This is a genomic window from Rummeliibacillus suwonensis, assembly GCF_007896435.1.
Lineage (GTDB): Bacteria > Bacillota > Bacilli > Bacillales_A > Planococcaceae > Rummeliibacillus > Rummeliibacillus suwonensis.
In genome coordinates this window covers 1,944,645-1,961,033 of sequence record NZ_VCBL01000001.1, presented here as the reverse complement: position 1 = coordinate 1,961,033, position 16,389 = coordinate 1,944,645, and the positions used below count along the sequence as shown (strand labels likewise).

Here is a 16,389-nt window from a genome sequence, read left to right as displayed (position 1 = left end):
TTTGTTCTTTTACCTTTTCTGTTTTATCTTCCTTAGTAGTTTGTTCTGTTTTTGCATCCTCTTTTTTATTGTCATCATCGTCACTAAATATTGCATTACATCCACCGATAACAATAGCTATAATAATAATTAAACCAAGGCAACCAAAACAGCCTTGTAAAAATCGAGGCCACTGAAAAACTTACGTTTTTTATATTGTTAAGCAGTGATCAAAAATAAAAGGCGACTTTTGGTTCGATTTTGAACGGAAAGTCGCCTTTTTCTCTATTCTTTTTTACTCTTTTTCCTTCAAAATGGTCATAATTCGTTTGAGATTGACGGCGAATATAGCCATCGCTCCTTGCATGTTCATACCTAATAGACCCGCAGATGATGCTACATCATACCCGTGTCTGTGTTTTAATTCGCTATTCTTCGCTTCAATCTTATAACGAGATTTTGCTTTTTCTTTAAATTCCTCTGTATTTTGAAATATTTCTTGGTCCTTATGTTCTGTTGATTGAATCGATACCGAGTAGCTTTTACTCTTCGCTCCTTTTTTATAACATCCCTCTTGAAGAGGACAAACTTTACATTTTTCGATATCAAAAAAGTAAGTTAGCACTTGATTTTTCCCTTGGTTTTTCTTGCCTGTCCGTGCTTTTCGAGTAGCTAAATGTCCTGCTGGGCAGACAAATAAATCGGCATCCTTATTCAACTCAAATTCTTTTTCCTTTGGTCGTGTACCATCTGTAATGACTGGATTCAATTTTGATACTAATTGAATTTTGTTTTCTTTTGCGTAGTGAATATTCTCTTTTTCTGAATAAGCTGTATCCCCAATCACCGTGTCAATTTCCATCCCTGTTTCTTTGCTTTTTTCAATTAGTTCTTGTAGGTATTTTCCATCACTTTTTTCACCTGTGGTCACAATCGCAGCGGTAATCAATCTTTCATCACTCATCGCAATGTGTGTTTTGAAACCAAAAAATGAAGAATCCGCTGTTTTATGACCAATACGTGCATCTGGGTCTGTAGAGTAATGGAACTGTTCTGTATAGTCTTCAACCACTTCTTTTAAGACATTTAATTTTTCTTGAACTGCTGGGATATAAGCAATTTTCGGTTCATTTTCGATTACTGTAATGACTTCTTCACAATAAGCTAATTCATCTTTTACTTCGTTGGAAGTCGTTTTCGGTGGAAATTTTTCTTTCATGGATTCGTCCAATTGATAAACTATTTTTCGTACATTTTTTGATTTTTCCTGTAAAAATTCTTTCGGTGATTTTTGATTATATCGAGCTTTTGTATGTGTGGCATCCACAATAATCGATTTACTTTTGAGGATTTTCTTTTCTAATGCGATTTCAACCGTTTTCCCTATAAGCATGTCTAATAAACTCACGTCCTTAAGACGAAGTCTGCGGAATTTTGTCAGTGAACTTGGATCCATCACAGAATCTTCTGGTGACATATCTAAGAAATACTTAAATGACATATCGTATTTGGAACGTTCCACGACATCGATATCCGATATATCAAAAATAGCTTTTAATAATAAATACTTAAACATTCGAATCGGAGGTATTGCGTTACGCCCGTTGTCTAAACAGTATTTTGTTTTGAGCTCCTCTAAAATGAATGTGAAATCCACAAGTTCGTTGATTTGACGAAGCATATTTTCCTTAGGCACCACCATATCGTATATTGCCATGAATGGGCTAAGATTGAGAGATTCTTGGTTTGAAATCATTGGGTACACCACCTACATTTACTTCATTTAATTATACAGGAAAGGAGTTGCTTTTTTGAGAGAAAAAATCTTTTAGAGAAGAGAAAAGAGTGGGTTGGAGTGGAAAGCAACGACTCCTGCGGGAACAGCGCGAGCTGAAAGCCCTGCAGGAACGGAGTGACGAGGAGATTGAAGCCGTGCCCGCGGAAAGCGACTGCCTGGAACGGAGATCCACGGCTTCAAATGAAAAAGCGAGTAGGAGAACGATCAATTCGTTCTCCTACTCGCAATAAAGATCAGAAAGGACTTTTTCAGTGTCCTCGTAAAAATCCCGGCTCTTTTTTCTTTTCACTCATATGTATTCCCCCTAATTTAATATTCTTATCTCATATAGTATAATTTTTACAACAAAAAAAGGTCCCCACTTTTAACAACCTGAGGCCACTGAAAAAGTCCAATATTTCTATTTGGCAGTTGAAAGTTTGATAAATTCAAACTTTCAACTGCCAATTTACTCTATAATAGAATGAACAATATATGTAGGTGGTATCTCAATGCTCTCTAATCAGGAAACACTCAATCTTAGTCCCTATACAGCGATATACGATATAGTTGTGCCAAAAGACAATTTGCTTCGTCAAATCAATGAACTAGTCGATTTTTCTTTCATTTATGAAGAACTAAAAACTAAATATTGCCTTGATAATGGTCGGAATGCAATTTCTCCGATTCGTATGTTCAAATATTTATTATTAAAATCTATTCATGATTTATCAGACGGAGATTTAGTTGAACGTTCTAAATATGATATGTCGTTTAAATATTTCCTCGATATGGCACCTGAGGAGGATGTCATAGATCCGAGTTCTCTCACAAAATTTCGTAGGCTCCGTCTAAAAGATGCAGACTTATTAGAAATGCTTATTGGGAAAACAGTTGAAATTGCGCTGGAAAAAGGAATTATGAAGAGTCAGACCATTATTGTAGATGCCACACATACCAAAGCACGGTTTAATCAAAAAACGCCAAAGGAATTTTTACAAGAGAAGTCCAAAAATGTTCGAAAAGCCGTCTATCAAATTGATGAGTCTATGAAAAAGAAATTTCCTTCAAAAACCACTTCGAATGAGGTAAAGGATGAATTAAATTATTGCCAACAGCTTATTTCTGTCATTGATAAAGAACCGCAAATCGCTACGATTCCAGCAGTGAAGGAAAAGTTAAATGTACTAAAAGAGGGCGTAGAAGATTTTACAGAACATCTGAATTATTCTAGTGACCCTGATGCCCGTGTAGGGCATAAAACAGAAGATTCTTCTTTCTTTGGTTATAAAACACACCTTGCGATGAGTGACGAACGAATTATTACGGCTGCCGTTATTACGACAGGAGAAAAAAGTGACGGAAAATATCTTCAGACTTTAATCGAAAAAAGTAAAGAAACAGGAATGAAAGTGGATACAGTCATTGGCGACACTGCTTATTCAATGAAGGATACTATTACATATACGAAAGAAAATGAAATAGCTCTAATTTCAAAATTAAATCCTGTAATATCCGAAGGAACCCGAAAAAATCACTTTGATTATAATAAAGATGCGGGGATGTTTGTCTGCCCAGCAGGACATATGACCACTCAAAAGAAATATGATGGAAGAAAAAATTCAAAAAATAATCCCCGAATTCGATACATGTTTGATATAAAAAAATGCCAAGTTTGTCCTCTCCGTGATGGATGTTATCAAGAAGGTGCAAAATCAAAATCGTATTATGGAACGATTAAATCTACCGAACATAAGGAACAAGAGGAATTTCAACATACAGAAAAATTTAAAACGCTGGCAAAAACTCGCTACAAAATAGAAGCAAAAAATAGTGAATTAAAAAATAGACACGGGTATGATGTAGCATCATCTGCGAGTCTGTTTGGCATGGAGATTCAAGGAGCGACAGCAATCTTCGCAGTTAACCTCAAGCGGATTCTGAAACTTCTCAAAGAAAAAGAGGGAAAATAGATAAGGAAAAAGGTAGATTATCGTCTAAATACAGACGATAATCTGCCTTTTTTATTAATATGGATTAACGATAATAAAAAATCATGGGTTTTTCAGTGGCCTCAACAACCTAAAATAGAGGACTAAAAGCAACTAAAGTTACGATAAATTAATAATAAAATATAGAGTGGGTATGTCATAGCTACGGTGGTAAACTTAAATATTTAGGAAAAACTATGTGATATAATTAATCTAGGAAAAGTGTTATTCAATTTTTATAATGGGAGATGTGTCTATGAATAATAAAAAAGAAGGCTTATTTGCAATCGTATGCGCATTTTTCGTTATGTTTTCTTCAATGATTAATCCAGTAATCTCTGCTTCCATTGCAGTTGTTATTTTTATTGGATATGGAGTTTATAAATTAATTAAAAGTAAATCTAATTTATGAATTTGCCATTGTACTAAAAAAAGAGTGTTTGAGTTTAATAAGTAATTATGAATCCAGCATATTTTAATGTACGCCATAACAGGAACCTGATGTGCAACAAACGCGGTCGATCGGGTTATTTTTATGTCAAAAGTGACTTAAATTTATTAAAGGTGAATCCCTCTCTTTGTCGAAATCTAATAGAAAAGGGAGGAATAAATTATGAGATCACCGATTACGATAATAAAAGAAAAATCAAACAATAAATCGTGTTATTTCTGTTCGAGAAAAACTTCTGATATGAGAGTATATAAGAATGAGCATAATCAAAAAATCAAAGTTTGCCATTTATGTGTAGAATATGCGGAGAGACGCGCTTATCGAAAAGTTTAGGCCTTCCTTAATTCGTGGAGAAAACAAATAATTCACTAAGAAACCTTTTTTACGATGGTCGTTAGGTTTAGTTTAAGGCTTCTTTTATTTTGTCTAAGGTAAAGCTCGTGATCAAGTAATGTTTACTAAAAAGCATGTTGAAGAAATGTTTAAAGAAATTTTATCAGAATACCTTGGATAAGGCACATCTAATAAGGTGTGCTTTTCTTTATGCCCCCCACAATCAACTGTGGAGAGTTTTTATTCGCTGGATGGAGCTGTTGGTAGCATTCTTGGTTCATTATTTAGTCTAAATTTCCATCTTATTGGCTTTACTTAGCGCCTTTTCTATAGAAAGAAGGCGGCAGCATTGCAGAAAATCTACAACTGTTGGGAGTAAATTATGTTAAATGTTGTTGATGAGACATTGGAAAAATTTAAAGAAAACAACGATAAGAAAGAAGTTAAATAATCATGCTAATATGTAAAAAAGATATATCAACAAAGTTTCAAAGAATGTCTCCTTTTTGAAGATAAATTTATATTTGACCCTTTCACCTATCATTAAGCGGAGTTTCCCGTTTGTCGGATCAAATCTTTTAACACAGCATACGTTTATGCATCCAAATGGATATTACGAATGAATGTAGTTGTTTTTTGCGGAGGTTTAGGTTGGTTAAAATATCTGATGATATATTGAAAAAATACTTTATTGAACCTTAAGTAAGGAACATTACTATAAATGCAAAAAAAGACAGGTTTCCCTGCCTACTCATCTTTCTTATCTATCTTCTCAGCTATAGATTTTAAAATTTCATTCTTTTCTTGTTGAATTTTAAGAAATTTAATGAGAAACCAAATGACGAATACAACAGGAGCTATGTAAAAGAAGATTGTTATGATTGGAAAAATAATGACAACAGAAGATATTATTTCAGACATTGTATTCTCGACTATTGATCAAAGAGTAATAAAGGAATATAGACAAGATACTTTTTTCGACTGGGAATGGAAAAGAATTGTTGGTATCACTTACAATAGTAATCATTCTTATGATGTTTCTGTAAAAATTGAAATTCCTTCTAGAAATTTTGGTGATTATAAAGAAGATCTAGTTAAAGTAAGAATATTCCCATCTTGTGATAGTGACAAGTTAAATAAGTTGGAATGTAATCATTGGTTCAAGATTGAAATAGTAGATTATAAACATTTGTCTCCATAAAAATTTGCTCTTTGTTACTTGCTTTACCTTAATAAAATCAGTTGTTTTTTATTTCGCAATCTAATGTCATAACTCCTGATGGATAGCCCGTTATAAGATAAATTGGTATGTACATTAGTTAAATAGCAGTTATTTAATAACGAGAAATAGAGAAGGTTCAGTATTGAACACGAAACCAAAAGGTGGTATAATTTCGAATAAATAAAACTATATGGTTTCATTTTATAGTTTATAAAAGGAGAATACGATTTGGAAGTATTACAAGATATAAAAAAAACCGTTGTTTTAGAGGCTTCAATACAAAAAGTATGGAATACCGTATCAACTTCGGAAGGTATTGCGCTATGGTTTATGCCAAATGATTTTGAACCTAAAGTGGGACATAAATTCCATATTCAATCTCCATTTGGACCATCTCCGTGTGAAGTAATAGAGGTTGATGAACCAAATAAAATTTCTTTTTCATGGGATACAGATGGATGGATCGTTACATTTCTTTTAAAAGCATTAGATGACAAAACGGAGTTTACACTTATTCATAGTGGGTGGAAATCTCCTGATACTGTTCTTCCAAAAGCAAATGAGAAAAGTTCAGTTGTGCGTGACAGAATGGACAATGGATGGGATGGCATTGTTAGTGAGCGACTTCGAAAGGTTGTTGAAGAATAATTGACAGCCGCAAAACATGATGTGTTTCAAGCTATTGCCGATCCTACTAGGAGAGAGGTACTTCGACTGCTTGCTGATAAGGAATTACCTATCTCAGAAATTACATCTCATTTTCCTATTAGCAGGACAGCTGTTGCTAAACATCTTCATATACTTTCAGAAGCGAAATTGGTACGTGGGGAAAAAGTGGGTAGAGAAAAAATTTATCAATTACAGCCGGAAACATTAATAGAAGTCAAACAATGGCTTTCCTATTATGAACGATTTTGGGATAATAAATTGTCAATTCTTAAACACGTAGTTGAAAATGATGATGAAAATGGTTTTACAATGATTAAAGATGACTGTGAATAGTCTCAGCTGATATATGAGCAGTTATTGTAAATTATTTACTAAAATCACTTTTTGAATATTTTTAGCATTGACAAATTTTGTAGGATGCTTTAGATTTAATACTAATTTCAATTTAAAAAGCGAAGAAGAGGACACGAATCATTTTAGAGAAAATTGAAAGAGAAGGAAATCACCGGCTGAAAGTTTCCTAATTGGACGAAATGATTTACTACCTTGGAGCTGTGCTAGGAAACTAGCAACGTTTGCAGGCGTTATCTGCATTCAATGAGCTACGGATGCATGATTTTGTATTAGTAGGAATTTGGGTGGAACCACGGGTAATCAACACACGCTCGTCCCTTGTCGGACTAGCATGTGTTTTTTATTTTGCCTTAATGGCAACAAAATAGAAAAGGAGTGTTATAATGCCAAATCAACAAGTGTCAATTCAATTTCAAGATGGCAAACAAGTACAGTTTGCGAAAGGGATAACGCTAACCGATATTGCTAAAACAATTAGTCGAAGTTTAGCGAAAAAAGCCATTGCTGGAAGTGTAAATGAAACCACCTATGATTTGACGAGACCTATTCTAACCGACGCCCAAATTACCATTTATGATGCATATTCAGTAAAAGGATTAGAAGTAATTCGCCATTCTACAGCACACTTATTAGCGCAGGCTGTCAAACGTTTATATCCAGATGCTCATTTTGGAGTAGGTCCCGTTATAGAAAATGGATTTTACTATGATATAGAGATGGCACATCCATTAGTGCCAGAAGATTTAATCCTCATCGAAAAGGAAATGAAAAAAATTGTCAGTGAAAATCTAACAATCCATCGAAAAGAAGTAACAAGAGAAGAAGCGAAGCATCTTTTTAAGCATGATCCATTGAAACTAGAATTGTTAGCAGCCATTCCATCAGATGAGTTGATAACAGTTTATGAGCAAGGCGAATTTTATGATTTATGTAGAGGGCCCCATGTACCATCGACAAATAAACTACAACATTTTAAATTGCAGAATATTTCCGGTGCTTATTGGCGAGGAAATAGTAACAATCAAATGTTACAACGAATTGATGGTATTGCATTTGCTCATAAAGAGGATATGCAGAATTATTTCAAATTTGTTGAAGAAGCTGAAAGACGAAATCATCGTAAATTAGGCAAAGAGCTTGAATTATTTATGTTTTCAGAGGAAGCTCCAGGCATGCCGTTTTATTTAGCAAATGGGCAAATCATTCGGAATGAACTGGAATTATTCCTACGTAACATACAGACAGTGAATGATTATAGGGAAGTCCGAACACCTCTTATGATGAATCAGCGTCTATGGGAACAGTCTGGACATTGGCAGCATTATAAAGAAAACATGTATTTTACTCAGGTGGATGAACAGAAATTTGCACTCAAACCGATGAATTGTCCAGGTCATATGCTTATTTATAAAAATGATTTGCATTCTTATCGTGATTTACCCATTCGCATAGCGGAGTTTGGCCAAGTTCACCGTCATGAATTTAGCGGGGCATTGAATGGGTTATTACGTGTCCGAACATTTTGTCAGGATGATGCACATATTTTTGTGACACCTGAACAGATAGAGGATGAAATTACACTAGCCTTGAAAATCATTGAACACGTTTATCAAGTATTTGGCTTTGATTATGAAATTGAGTTGTCCACTCGGCCAGATGATTACATGGGTGATTTAACCTTGTGGAATCAGGCAGAACGAGCTCTTGAAAACGTGCTAATTAATTTAGGTTATAATTACAAAATTAATGCGGGTGATGGTGCCTTTTATGGACCAAAAATTGATATTCATATTATCAAACGAAGCCATCAATGCGGAACAGTACAACTTGATTTCCAGTTACCTGAAAAGTTCGATTTAACATATATAAATGAAGAAAACGAAAAAGTAAGACCTGTTGTCATTCATCGAGCTGTTTTTGGATCAATTGATCGCTTCTTAGGGATTTTGATCGAACATTTTGGCGGAGCGTTCCCTCTCTGGTTAGCACCGAAGCAAGTTGAAATTGTGGGTGTTTCTGAAGTGCATAATGAATACGCGGAAAAAATCTACGTTCAATTGCAAAAAGCAGGTGTACGTGTTTCAATTGATTGTCGTAATGAAAAACTTGGAAAGAAAATTCGTGATGCACAAATTAAGAAAATTCCTTACTTGCTTGTAGTAGGAGACCAAGAGGAAAGAGAACAAACTGTTACAGTTAGAGAATATAAACTGGAGGAGCAGAAAACAATATCATTAGAAGAATTTTTAAATAGAATACTAAAAGAAATTGCAGAAAAGATCTTACCCATACGCTAACTTATAAAATAAAAGAAGTCACTTTCTATTTTTTATAAAACTAAACGCATTAGAAATTAATTACCTTAGTAATTTCAGCTTGGGTTAGCGATGGAGGTGCTTTAGTTAATCAAAAGGAAATAAAGCCAGCTGTCATCAGTTGGCTTTTGATGTTGTAAATGGAATGGTCGTAGCCTGATAAGTGGCAAACGTGTTTCATAGAACTAGTGTTATTTTTGTTTTTCAATACCTTAGATAAGGCCATAACCTGACCAATCATGTATTTATGGTATAATGGTATAGTAATCATTATTATTTAGCTCATACTACTAAAATACGAGGAGGATATTCATGCTAACTAAAATAAGAAAAGTTAAATTCCAACCAGAATTGAAAAATCCAGTTTATGAAGTAATACTGGAATGTCCGAAAGAAAGCAAACTGTATATTAAATTTGATTATACCTATAAAAATAAGACTTTTATACCTTCCAAAGTGAATTATAACAGAGAAGATAAGGGAAAAAAGCTTGCCTGGTATACTCAAAAGGTAGAACATATGACTGTTCAAGAGTTCCTTGGTATAATCGCCCATAAGGTAAATAAGAAATATAATTTTAAATTTAAAGAAACAATTTGAATGTTTGTGTGATTTAAGAATGATTTCCTGTTGAACATGCCCTTCCTATTGTTGAAATAAATAGACGCATCCTATTGGGGTGTGCCTATATGTTTGCCACAAACTGTAGATGACTAGAATGCATAAGTGCTAAAATCCTCATTTTGTTTTTTATCATCATTTACATTTTTATTAATTAACTTTACGATCCTTCGTCTTTATCACGCAATTCATATCTTTTCCAGATTTCTAGATTAGTTCGTTATTAGAGAACCACTAAAACCGTAGAATTTAAAAGGTATAAATCAGGTATAACCTCATGAAACGAGAGAAATTGAAAAATCCAAAATAGTATGCCTTGATGTATTTAATGATTTTTTAACTATTGGTGGGTGCAAAATAAAAAAATAATCATGTCTTGTTTTTCAGAATTTTACCACTTTCAATACCGGCACTGTAAATGGAGAATACCATACTAAGGAAAAAAATGATTTGTATTTTTTTGTCTGCTGTCCAATAGCCGGTAAAATACATGAACACAAGAACAGTGAACATAATAGCGGAAATTACAGTAAAAATAAGTTGTTTATTCATAAATATGTCTCCCTTTTTGTAGACTATTTACAATAATTTCGCCATGTAGTATTCATCAATAAACATATGATCAATAATCATGGAATGGTTTTTGGTACCCTCTATTTGAAAACCCATTTTTTTATATAATCTGATTGCAGCAGTATTATGGCACATGACTGTTAGTTCAAGTCTTTTTATATGTTTTGAAATAGCCCAATTTTCCATTTTTTGAAACAACCTTGTTCCAATTCCTTGACCAGTATATTCTTGTAAAATACCAATTACAATATAGGCGCTATGACGAATTCTGTTAAGTTTTTCCCTTGTGGCACTTATGTAACCGACAATCTTACCATTAACTTTACAAACCAATAGTAAAGAATAATCTTCATCTAGTAAATTTTTTATGTATGTCGTTTGATCTTCAAGCGTAGTCTCTCTTTCTTTTGGTTCATACATCATAAAAGATGTTTCATTATCTAAGCTTTTACACATTTTAAGAAAGTTTTCTGAATCATTTAATTCAATTTTCCTAATTAACAACGGGAATTCCCTCCTGTTTAGCTGTTAAATATAATACGAAAGTTAAGTGCCATGTAGAGAAAAATGAAATAAAATCTATCTCATATTAACGGGTAGCATGAATGGCACTTTAAGACGTAAGCAACCAGTAAAGTGTGGGATCAACTGCCTGTAAAGCACGGACTAGTTCAAATAACAAAAGTAGAAAATCTCCACTATGAGAAGCGTTGCTTTCTATTGATCAAAAAATCAAGTAATCAAATTCCTTTTTTATCCATTATAAAGCATCCCTGTTGTAAAGGGCAATTTAAAAAATTCTATGTAAACTTAAGATGATATCTGAATTGTACGAGGTCACTGAAAAAAGGCAATATTCCCTTTCTATTGATAAAAAACTATAAACCCACAAGTTTTTATCACAATCTGGTGAGAGATGTCTTTTCATTTTCAGTGCATCATACAAAGCTCCTAGTGTGATCAATCATTAAGTAGCAGTTGAAAAATTTATTTGAAATACAAGAACAATGTATGCTGGATAACACAGAGAATCATCGAGCTACTGCCCTAACAGAAAATTATAGTGTTTGATGTAATAGTGTCTAGTTAGGAAATAGAAGTGGATTCGACAAAGTACGTGAAAAAGCCCCTAAGTACAACAATTTACAAGAAGTCGTATATGCTGTATGCTGTTTTAGATGAACTAAAATATATAACAGATTTGATTAAATTACATGTTGTATTTTACTTGAGGATAGAGGGAATATCATGTCAACTAGAACAAAAGAATCAAAAAAAATTGCTAGCTATTCACTAATAATAATGGGCTTGGGTTATTTGATCACCATTTGGTTTGAAGGCCCGGTATGGGGTGAGTTGTTGCATGGAGGTTTTGAAGCGGGATTAGTAGGTGGATTAGCAGATTGGTTTGCTGTTACTGCATTATTTCGCCATCCGCTCGGGTTACCGATCCCCCGTACAGCTTTAATACCTAATAATCGCAAGAGAATCACCAACGCACTTGTTTCCATGCTAAAAAATGATTGGCTTTCCAAAGAAAGCATCCAAGAAAAAATCAATCACATTGCTTTTACAGAAAAGCTGATTGCTTTTATAAAGGTACAGATGCAAACGATTTCTTTTAGAAAAAGCCTGATTAGACTAATCAAAAAAATGATTCATTGGATAGATGTTGAAAGGCTCACACCAGTCATTAAAAAACAAATCATATCCACTCTTTCTAATGTTGAAATGAAAAAACTTATTCAGTTAATAAGCTCACAATTACTGAATGAGAAATTTGACGAGAAAGTTTTGGATCATCTTTTGAAAAAAGCAGACTCTTGGTTAAGACAAGAACAAACGGTTCATCGACTAGGAACGGTTTCCATGAATCTACTCAATAATATTCAAGCCGATGGTATGCTTCAATTTGCTCTAAAATCGATACAAAGCTTACTTAGCAAAGAGAGAATTGGAAAAATCGTACAAAATTTATTGTTAAATATTATACAAAGTTTACAAATCGATGGAGAACCGAATCGACAAGCTTTAGTCTCATATATTCGGAAAGAAATACATGGTATGGGTGAGAATGAACAGCTGATAGAGGGAGTTGAAAATTGGAAGCATCAACTCTTATCAAAATGGGAGCCTGATCAAACCATAACGGAGAGCCTACAGCAGTTGCAGCAAAAGACATTAGATTTCGTTGATGACAGTGATTTTATGGATCATTATTTGATGCCATTGCTGGATCGTTTTCTAGAAATGATACAAGAAGATCAAAACAACATTGATTTATGGATGCGGAAACAAATTGCAGAATTCGTTGAAAATAATCATTCAAAAATCGGAAATCTTGTTCAAGAGAATTTAGATAAATTGGATACCGAAACATTAGTCGACATGATGGAAAATAATGTAGGTAAAGATTTACAATGGATTCGTGTGAATGGTGCGGTTTGTGGTTTTATAATCGGAATTTTTCTAACAGGGATACAAATTTTAGTTAGACTAGCATAGAATTGCGCTCAAAAAAGAACTTGCATCTAAATACAAGTATGACAGACCAACCTATACAAAAAATAAAGGATCCTTTATTAAGGCTATTATCCAAAAAGCTATTGTAGAAAATGGAATAACTAATTAAGATAAGCATTTTTATATCTATTATCTATAAATAAAAGACTAAGCCAGCAAACAGGAATTTGTTGGCTTTTTGTCGTTATTGGGATATAAGGTGCAATTGGAATCTTATTATGGTGAGTCTGAAATGCTTTTTGATTGAATGATACTATTAAAAGAAAAATTTTAAATATTAGGGATGCGGTGACGAATGACTCAAAATGGGATTGTTTTAGTAGTTAGTGCAACTATTTTTAAAAATGATGAAGTTTTAATCATAAAAGAAAATAAACCAATTGCAGTGGATCAGTGGAACTTTCCTGGTGGGAGAATTGAATTTGGCGAAGACATTCTTTTGGCAGCTTGCAGGGAAGTAAAGGAGGAAACGGGACTTAGTGTGGAACTTTTAAATTCCACTGGTATTTATAATTTCATTAGTAGTACAGGTAATCAAGTTATTCTTTTCCATTTCACAGGTGAAATCTCTGCTGGAACATTAAATATTGAGGAAGAGGAGATTATAGATAGTAGATGGGTTGAGATATCTGAAATATTGAATTTTGATAATAAAGAGTTACGTAATGCAAACGTGATAAAGCAAATAGTGAATAATTTGATTGACAGGAATTTTCATTCAATAAATATCGTTAATCTACAATTGAGGAATAAATATTCTTATTGAATTATAGAAATAGTGTATATTACATGATTTTAAAATTCCATATATGGTTTGTTATGGTATCATATTTAGTGTGATATGACAATTTATATAAAAATAGGGAGGTATTTATGAAAAGAAAATCAGTTTTTATTGTTGGTAGTGCGGGAGTTCTTATATTAGCGATTGGGGTTATAAAAGGCTTGCAAAGCAACGATGTATCGACAAAAGAAAATGCATTTATAGAACAAGCGAACATGGATGATGGAGACCAATATAAAATTGTAACAAAAGAGGAACAAGATCAACGAGAAAATAATCATCTCAACAAAAGAGACTCTATAACAACTGTAACAGCAGAGGAACAAAAAATGGTAGAGAATTCATCAGCCTTAGAAGGGTTTGTTTCCCAAGAAGAAGGAACAGGGTTCTTCTTTAAAAAAACAAATAATGGTTATTCAGTTCTAGAATGAGTAGAGATTTAGTTGGTGTTTAATTAATAGTAAAGAAGTCAGAATATGAAATGTTGGCTTTTTTATATCGTCATCAGAATATGTGTATTAAGAAAAGAATCATTGCAAAAATCTGTTGATAGGTTTAAATGAATTTCTATATTCCCTAAAAGAAATTATAATGTAAACTTGTTAAATATATTTACAGGAATCAATTGTTTATAGGTCATATTTGCCGTGTTTAAAAAACTAGTCAAGGAACGCTTTTATGCTAGAAATTGAACATGCCAGGGAAATGTTGCTTAATTAAACGAAAATGAAGCAAAGAGTTTGCTAATGATTATTTATGCAAATCTTGATGTCACTTTGAACGGAAACAATAAAGATGAAATTAAAAAAACGCTGATAAAATTATTTGATATTTGAATCAATTTCATAAATCATTTTCTTCTTAAAAAATACGAACATTTAAGAATAACTAATTTTGATAGTTGTGGAGCGGAAGACGGCGACTCCTCGAAAATGCATGCGCATTTCCTTCGTGCGGTGTGAGTTCAAGGAGGCTTATTCAAAGTCCTACGGGAAAATCTTGAGCTGAAAGCCCCGCAGGAACGTTTTAAGGGACAAAGCCTAAGTTCGCCACGTCCTGTGGCAACGGCTTCGGGGTCAACATCGTGTCGACCCGAGGAGATTGAAGCCAAGCCCGTGGAAAGCGCCGTCTGGAGTGGAACAAAAACTTCTGAATATTAATGTTCATGTTGATTAGAAATGTTCGTGTTTTTTATATGAATTTTGTATTATGAAATTGATTCATTTACAAAAACTTTCTTGATAAATAAAAATACGCTTGAGGTGAATTTATATGAATATAAGAAAAGCTACTTTGACAGATGCAGAAGGAATTGCAAAAGTTCATATTGACAGTTGGAAAACTACTTATGCAAATATTATTCCAAAAGAATACTTAAATAGTCTTTCATATGAAAAACAAGCGAAAAAATGGACTAATATTATTTCACAAGAAATTGTTTTCGTAGCAGAAGATAATAAGGGGAAAATTGTTGGTTTTTCATCAGGTGGAAAAGAAAGAAGCAAAAAATATAAGGGATTTGAAGGAGAGTTATATGTAATCTACATTTTAAAGAAGTATCAAAGAAGAGGGATTGGAAAATCATTGATTAAACCTGTCCTTGATGAAATTAAAAAGATGGGTTTAAATTCTATGCTTGTGCTAGTCTTAGAGGAAAATAACTCTCGCTTATTTTATGAAAAACTAGGAGGAGTAAAATTAGACACGGTCGAGGTAGAAATTGCCGGAAAGCAATTAAAGGAAATTGCATATGGTTGGGGAGACATTAACACACTACTTTAATCAGCTTCATAGATAACGGAGTATTTCAAAGAAAATACAAAGTCTACAGGATAATTCTTCCTCTTTGTCGAAATGTAGAAGATAGAGACATACTATTGTCTTTGGCAAAAATATATTTGACAAAACCTTACAAGTGAGAATGGGCATTTTAAAGGGAGAGGATACAGTTATGAAAACAATAGGGCTTATCGGTGGAATGAGTTGGGAGTCAACGGTTGAATATTATCAAATCATTAATGAAGAAGTTAAAAAAAGGTTAGGTGGATTACATTCAGCGAAATGTCTATTATACAGTGTAGATTTTGAAGAGATTGAACGTTATCAAGCGGAAGGAAATTGGGAAAAGGCCGGTATATATTTAGGTGATGTTGCCTTTTCGTTGGAAAAAGCCGGGGCAGATTTTATCGTTATTTGTACGAATACGATGCATAAAGTTGTTGATTATATGGAAGAAAAAATAAGTATTCCAATTTTACATATTGCTGATGCAACCGCAAATCAAATCAAAAAATCAAATATAAACACCATAGGATTATTGGGAACAAAATATACAATGGAGCAGGATTTTTATAAAACACGGATAGAGTCAAATGATATAGCGGTTTTAATACCCGATAAAGAGGATCGAGAATTTATCAACAAAGTGATTTATGAAGAATTATGTTTGGGGAAAATTCAACAATCATCTAGGGAATACTTTAAAAAAGCTATCAAACGTTTGATCGATAAGGGAGCAGAAGGCATCATCTTGGGCTGTACAGAAATTGGATTACTTGTAAAACAGGAAGATTCTGAGGTTCCAATATTTGATACAACTAAAATTCACGCCATCGAATCCGTTCACCATGCACTAGAATAATAATTTTACACATGTTGATTCACCAAAACTAGGATGCTTGTTTGGCGTGATTTTTGAAAAACCCTGTATTTTAGCGTCATTTATATAGATCTTCGCTGCGGCTTGCTCGACTCCCATAGGAAAGCAAGCAAGTCGGAGCAGAAATCAACGAATCTC

General features: G+C 33.4%; 14 protein-coding genes. 12 read left to right on the top strand and 2 right to left on the bottom strand.

Annotation, left to right across the window (positions count from 1 at the left end; genetic code table 11):
• Window positions 1-274: 274 nt before the first annotated feature.
• A complete protein-coding gene (locus tag FEU33_RS08990) occupies window positions 275-1,735 on the bottom strand; it encodes an IS1182 family transposase (protein ID WP_146549044.1) in 1,461 nt (486 codons plus the stop codon).
• Window positions 1,736-2,268: 533 nt separating this feature from the next.
• Between FEU33_RS08990 and FEU33_RS08985 the strand changes: the two genes are divergently transcribed.
• From FEU33_RS08985 to FEU33_RS08965, 7 genes are all read left to right on the top strand, one after another.
• Window positions 2,269-3,729 carry an IS1182 family transposase gene (locus tag FEU33_RS08985; protein ID WP_146549043.1) on the top strand — a complete coding sequence of 487 codons (1,461 nt, stop codon included), beginning with the start codon at window positions 2,269-2,271 and terminating at the stop codon, window positions 3,727-3,729.
• Window positions 3,730-4,003: 274 nt separating this feature from the next.
• Complete coding sequence (locus FEU33_RS18795; protein WP_186731370.1) at window positions 4,004-4,159, top strand: hypothetical protein; 156 nt, start codon at window positions 4,004-4,006, stop codon at window positions 4,157-4,159.
• 1,249 nt (window positions 4,160-5,408) lie between these two features.
• A complete protein-coding gene (locus FEU33_RS18790; protein ID WP_186731369.1) occupies window positions 5,409-5,732 on the top strand; it encodes a hypothetical protein in 324 nt (107 codons plus the stop codon).
• 249 nt (window positions 5,733-5,981) lie between these two features.
• On the top strand, window positions 5,982-6,401 hold the full coding sequence (locus tag FEU33_RS08980; protein ID WP_146549042.1) for an SRPBCC family protein: 420 nt from the start codon (window positions 5,982-5,984) through the stop codon (window positions 6,399-6,401).
• On the top strand, window positions 6,402-6,755 hold the full coding sequence (locus tag FEU33_RS08975) for an ArsR/SmtB family transcription factor (protein WP_146549041.1): 354 nt from the start codon (window positions 6,402-6,404) through the stop codon (window positions 6,753-6,755).
• A 404-nt stretch (window positions 6,756-7,159) separates the two neighbouring features.
• Window positions 7,160-9,073, top strand: coding sequence for a threonine--tRNA ligase (thrS, locus tag FEU33_RS08970; RefSeq protein WP_146549040.1), 1,914 nt, complete (start codon window positions 7,160-7,162; stop codon window positions 9,071-9,073).
• Between the two features lie 330 nt (window positions 9,074-9,403).
• Complete coding sequence (locus FEU33_RS08965) at window positions 9,404-9,691, top strand: hypothetical protein (protein ID WP_146549039.1); 288 nt, start codon at window positions 9,404-9,406, stop codon at window positions 9,689-9,691.
• 600 nt (window positions 9,692-10,291) lie between these two features.
• Here the strand turns inward: FEU33_RS08965 and FEU33_RS08960 are convergent.
• Window positions 10,292-10,789, bottom strand: coding sequence for a GNAT family N-acetyltransferase (locus FEU33_RS08960; RefSeq protein WP_146549038.1), 498 nt, complete (start codon window positions 10,787-10,789; stop codon window positions 10,292-10,294).
• A gap of 744 nt (window positions 10,790-11,533) precedes the next feature.
• Between FEU33_RS08960 and FEU33_RS08955 the strand changes: the two genes are divergently transcribed.
• From FEU33_RS08955 to FEU33_RS08930, 5 genes are all read left to right on the top strand, one after another.
• Window positions 11,534-12,790 carry a DUF445 domain-containing protein gene (locus FEU33_RS08955; RefSeq protein ID WP_186731368.1) on the top strand — a complete coding sequence of 419 codons (1,257 nt, stop codon included), beginning with the start codon at window positions 11,534-11,536 and terminating at the stop codon, window positions 12,788-12,790.
• A gap of 313 nt (window positions 12,791-13,103) precedes the next feature.
• On the top strand, window positions 13,104-13,574 hold the full coding sequence (locus FEU33_RS08945) for an NUDIX hydrolase (RefSeq protein ID WP_146549036.1): 471 nt from the start codon (window positions 13,104-13,106) through the stop codon (window positions 13,572-13,574).
• Between the two features lie 107 nt (window positions 13,575-13,681).
• Complete coding sequence (locus FEU33_RS08940; protein WP_146549035.1) at window positions 13,682-14,023, top strand: hypothetical protein; 342 nt, start codon at window positions 13,682-13,684, stop codon at window positions 14,021-14,023.
• 841 nt (window positions 14,024-14,864) lie between these two features.
• The gene (locus FEU33_RS08935; RefSeq protein ID WP_146549034.1) at window positions 14,865-15,374 is read left to right on the top strand and encodes a GNAT family N-acetyltransferase; all 510 of its coding nucleotides are present in this window, start codon (window positions 14,865-14,867) and stop codon (window positions 15,372-15,374) included.
• A gap of 169 nt (window positions 15,375-15,543) precedes the next feature.
• The gene (locus FEU33_RS08930; RefSeq protein WP_146549033.1) at window positions 15,544-16,233 is read left to right on the top strand and encodes an aspartate/glutamate racemase family protein; all 690 of its coding nucleotides are present in this window, start codon (window positions 15,544-15,546) and stop codon (window positions 16,231-16,233) included.
• Window positions 16,234-16,389 lie beyond the last annotated feature (156 nt).

Excerpts from the sequence above, each read along its gene's own strand:
- FEU33_RS08990 (WP_146549044.1), bottom strand. The coding sequence starts at position 1,735 with ATGATTTCAAACCAAGAATCTCTCAATCTTAGCCCATTCATGGCAATA.
- FEU33_RS08985 (WP_146549043.1), top strand. The coding sequence starts at position 2,269 with ATGCTCTCTAATCAGGAAACACTCAATCTTAGTCCCTATACAGCGATA.
- FEU33_RS18795 (WP_186731370.1), top strand. The coding sequence starts at position 4,004 with ATGAATAATAAAAAAGAAGGCTTATTTGCAATCGTATGCGCATTTTTC.
- FEU33_RS18790 (WP_186731369.1), top strand. The coding sequence starts at position 5,409 with ATGATTGGAAAAATAATGACAACAGAAGATATTATTTCAGACATTGTA.
- thrS (WP_146549040.1), top strand. The coding sequence starts at position 7,160 with ATGCCAAATCAACAAGTGTCAATTCAATTTCAAGATGGCAAACAAGTA.
- FEU33_RS08965 (WP_146549039.1), top strand. The coding sequence starts at position 9,404 with ATGCTAACTAAAATAAGAAAAGTTAAATTCCAACCAGAATTGAAAAAT.
- FEU33_RS08955 (WP_186731368.1), top strand. The coding sequence starts at position 11,534 with ATGTCAACTAGAACAAAAGAATCAAAAAAAATTGCTAGCTATTCACTA.
- FEU33_RS08945 (WP_146549036.1), top strand. The coding sequence starts at position 13,104 with ATGACTCAAAATGGGATTGTTTTAGTAGTTAGTGCAACTATTTTTAAA.
- FEU33_RS08940 (WP_146549035.1), top strand. The coding sequence starts at position 13,682 with ATGAAAAGAAAATCAGTTTTTATTGTTGGTAGTGCGGGAGTTCTTATA.
- FEU33_RS08935 (WP_146549034.1), top strand. The coding sequence starts at position 14,865 with ATGAATATAAGAAAAGCTACTTTGACAGATGCAGAAGGAATTGCAAAA.
- FEU33_RS08930 (WP_146549033.1), top strand. The coding sequence starts at position 15,544 with ATGAAAACAATAGGGCTTATCGGTGGAATGAGTTGGGAGTCAACGGTT.